Origin of the sequence: Nonomuraea sp. NPDC049480, from assembly GCF_044465905.1 — a bacterium.
Classification (GTDB): Bacteria; Actinomycetota; Actinomycetes; order Streptosporangiales; family Streptosporangiaceae; genus Nonomuraea.
On record NZ_JBITMD010000072.1, the window covers coordinates 1 to 3,960 of the forward strand.

Genomic DNA, 3,960 nt, shown 5'->3' on the forward strand with positions numbered 1-3,960 from the left:
GACCCGTTGACCGAAATACCGCAGGGTTCCCCCTGGTCAACGAGTAGGTCGACGGACAGTGACCATGGGCTCCTGTCGAGGTTCTGTCGGGCTTCTCCGCGGGGGTCGGGGTTCTGCTGTCATCTCGAGTCTGGAGTGATTCGAGGAGGTAGTAGTGGTGGCGGAGAAGGACGGGGAGATCCGGGATGTGGTGGCCCTGGTGGTGCCACGGGCCGGCCGGGTGGAGGAGACGGGCGAGCCGTTGAGGCCGTTCCGGTTGATCGACGGCGAAGGCGTGGAGGTGGCTGCGGTCACCGAGTTTCTGCATCACATGCTCGCCGACGACGCGAGCCCGGCGTCGTTGCGCTCGTACGCCTATGAGCTTCTGGGATGGTTCCGGTTCCTGGCCGCGGTCGGGGTTGCATGGGATCTGGCGGGGCGGGCGGAGGCCCGGGACTTCGCGCTGCGGCTGAAGATGGTGAAGAAGCCAGCCCGGAGCCGCCGCCCGGACGCGCCCAGGCCGGGAACGGTCAATCCGGTCACGGGCAAGGCTTCGCCGGGTGAGCGGTATGCGGCTCGCACGCGTCGTCACGCGAGAGCGGCTGTGCGGAGTTTCTATGAGTATCACCGTGAGATGCATGGCCGGCCGCTGGTCAACCCGTTTCCCAAGAGCCGCAGCGGCGAGGAGGACCTCAACGCCCACCACAATCCGATGCAGCCGTTCCGGCGGCCGTTCCGTCGGGCGGAGTACCAGCCCAAGGAGCCCAAGCGGATCCCGCGCAGCATCCCCGACCGGGCGTTCAACGATCTGTTCGCGGCGCTGACGACGCACCGCGACCGAGCGTTGATCGCTTTCTATATCTCGACCGGCGCCCGCGCCTCTGAGCTGCTGGGTGTGACCCGCCGGCTCGTCGCCCCCGAAGACCAGCTGATCGGCGTGATCCGCAAGGGCAGCCGCGCCCTGCAGCAGCTGCCCGCCTCGACGGATGCGTTCGTGTGGTTGAGGTTGTATCAGCAGGAGACCCGCGACCTTGTCCCTGCCGGACCCGACGATCCGTTGTGGTGGACTCTGCGCCGGCCGTTCCGCCGGCTCGAGTACGACGCCGCCAGGATGGTCTTCAACAAGGCCAACGCCGCCCTCGGCTCGAACTGGACGCTCCATGATCTCCGGCACAGTGCCGCGAAACGGATGCTCGCGGACCCGCATCTGACCCTCGCTGACGTCCAATGGGTCCTTGGGCACGCTCACATCACGACCACGGAGCTCTACACCGCGCCGACCGTCGCGGAGGTCGTCCCGCAGGTCCTGGCGCATCATGCCAGGCAGGCCTCCCAGGCCGTGCTGCCGCGGACGCCAGCACCCGGCTATCGGCCGGAGGTTCTGCAGACCCTGTTCGGAGCGGCTCCGCTGGGAGGCGATCCGGCGTGACGACGGACCTGCTGCAGCTCGCGACAGCTCGTGGCGGCCGGTGGGCGAATGACCATCGCCATGTTCCGGCAGACTCTCAAGTAAGAACCGCTGACCTGGTGTGGTGGCAGACCCGCGAGACGCGTGAGGCGATCATCGAGCGGACCCTGGCACTGCCGTTCTCCGCGAACAGCGACGCCAACCTCAGGTCGCGCGAGCGCGGGCTGATCAAGCTGTTGGACTGGCTCGAAGCTCAGCCCGGCGACACCTGGCAAGAGCGGTGGCTGGCCAGCGGGGTCGAAGAGGCCGGACGGGACTGGAAACGAGTCCCCCTGGAGTGGCTGGCGGCCCGGGACCGCGCTCGCAAATACGACACGATCGACCTGTCCTGCGGAATGATCCCGCTGCTCGGCGGGCAGGTCCTCCGCCCGAACTACCGGTGGCTCCTGCGGCTGATCCCCGCCCAACTCCTGGCCCAGTTCCGCCGAGCCACAGACCCCGACGGATTCGCCGCCCTCCAAGCTCATTGCGAAGCCACCGGCCGCCACGGAGTAGCCGACCGAGCGCAAGCGCTGAACAGGATCACCTGGATCATGATCCGCAAGGGTGGGCTGATCCGCGACATCACGATCGGGGACTGCGTCGAGCTGCAGGATGCGATCGGCGCGCACCAATGCGCCGGTCAGCACGGCAAGCACTTCTACTATGCGCTGCTCGCCGAGACCGGCGTGTTCGGAGCAGGTGCTCCGCCCAGACTGAAGGCCGTCATGGTGATCGGCCAGCTCAGCCCCGCCGAACTCATCGACAAGCATGAGATCGCTTTCAAGCCGATCCGGGACCTGCTGGTCGACTACCTGACCGACCGGACCGTCGACGTCGACTACGTCACCTTGGAGGACATGGCCCGCTCGCTTGGCCTGTTGTTCTGGAAAGACCTCGAACAGCACAACCCAGGGATCAGCTCCCTGCGCCTGGACGCCCCGACCGCGGCGGCATGGAAGGAGCGCGTCAGCGTCGTCCCCGCCCGAGGCCGCAACCCCGCCCGTCCTCGGATCAACGTCCACATCGTGCTCAACACCGTCCGGTGCTTCTACCAGGACCTCGCACGCTGGGCAGCGGACGACCCCGCCCGCTGGGGCCCATGGGTGGCGCCATCACCGGTCCGCGTCAACGAGACCTCCCACGTCAAAGCCCGCAGCCGCCGCAAAGCAGACATGGATCAGCGCACCCGAACCCAGCTCCCCGTGCTGCCCACCTTGGTCGCCACCGTCGAGCAGGAACGCCGCGACGCGGTCCGCCGGCTCGCCGCCGGGCGCGGCATCCCCGCGGGCACCGAGTTCGTCCTGGACGGCCAGACCTACCTGCGCCGCGGCGGAGGGTCAACCGGATGCGTCTACATCCAGAACGTCGACACCGGCCATCGCATCGATCTCGCGAGCGAGGAGACCCGAGTGTTCTGGAGCTGGGCGATCGTGGAAGTCCTGCGACTGACCGGCATTCGCCACGAGGAAATGCTGGAACTGACTCACCACAGCTTCGTCGCCTACACCCTGCCGACCACCGGCGAGATCGTCCCGATGCTGCAGGTCGCACCCTCCAAGCTCGACATGGAGCGCCTGCTGCTGGTCTCCCCGGAACTCGGCGAGGTGCTGACCGCGATCATCCACCGGGTCAGGGCAGGGAAAGCCGCCATGCCCTTGGTCTCGGCCTACGACACCATGGAACGGACCTGGAGCGCGCCGATGCCGTTCTTGTTCCAGCGGCGGCACGGGCCCGAGCAGCGCTCGATGTCACGCAAGTACGTGCAGAAGGCCCTGGACCAGGCGGTCGAAGCGAGCGGACTGACCGACGTCGCGGGACAGCCGCTCAGGTTCACCCCGCACGACTTCCGGAGGCTCTTCTTGACCGATGCCATCCGGTCCGGGCTCCCGCCGCACATCGCTGCGAAGATCGCCGGTCACCAGGTTCTCGACACCACGATGGGATACGCCGCGATCTACCCCGAGGACGTCATCTCCCACCACCGGGCCTTCATCGCCCGCCGCCGGTCCCTGCGGCCCAGCGAGGAATACCGGGACATCACACCCGAGGAATGGCAGGAATTCCTCGGCCATTTCGAGCTCCGCAAGGTCGCCCTCGGCATCTGCACCCGCGACTTCGGAACCCCATGTGCTCACGAGCACGCATGCGTTCGTTGCCCGCAACTTCTACCTGACCCCGCCCAGATGCCCCGCCTGCAGGAGATCCACACCAACCTCCTCGACCGCCTCAACGAGGCCAACGAGCAGGGCTGGCTCGGCGAAGTAGCCGCCATCCAGGCCAGCCTCGCCGCAGCCGAACAGAAACTCACCTCCATGCAGCAGCTGGCCGCCAAGCACACGACCGTCCATCTCGGCATGCCCGACTTCCGGCCCGACGCCGGCCGATCCAGCCCAGACTCCTGAAGGGATCCCGCCACCGAGAAGACACGCCCACCGCGACCACAGAACCAAGATTCTTCCCGGTCACGAAGCGTGAGCTGCTCCCGCCATCCGACATGCCAGAGAGCTTCAAGATCATTTCGGTTAAGACCA

At 67.1% G+C, this 3,960-nt stretch carries 2 protein-coding genes; both read left to right on the forward strand.

Annotation, left to right across the window (positions count from 1 at the left end; all coding sequences use genetic code 11):
• The first annotated feature begins 190 nt into the window (after window positions 1-190).
• On the forward strand, window positions 191-1,408 hold the full coding sequence (locus ACIBX3_RS61085) for a tyrosine-type recombinase/integrase (RefSeq protein WP_397130008.1): 1,218 nt from the start codon (window positions 191-193) through the stop codon (window positions 1,406-1,408).
• Complete coding sequence (locus ACIBX3_RS61090; protein WP_397130009.1) at window positions 1,405-3,831, forward strand: tyrosine-type recombinase/integrase; 2,427 nt, start codon at window positions 1,405-1,407, stop codon at window positions 3,829-3,831. Before ACIBX3_RS61085 ends, ACIBX3_RS61090 begins: the two co-directional genes overlap by 4 nt.
• The last annotated feature ends 129 nt before the right edge of the window (window positions 3,832-3,960 follow it).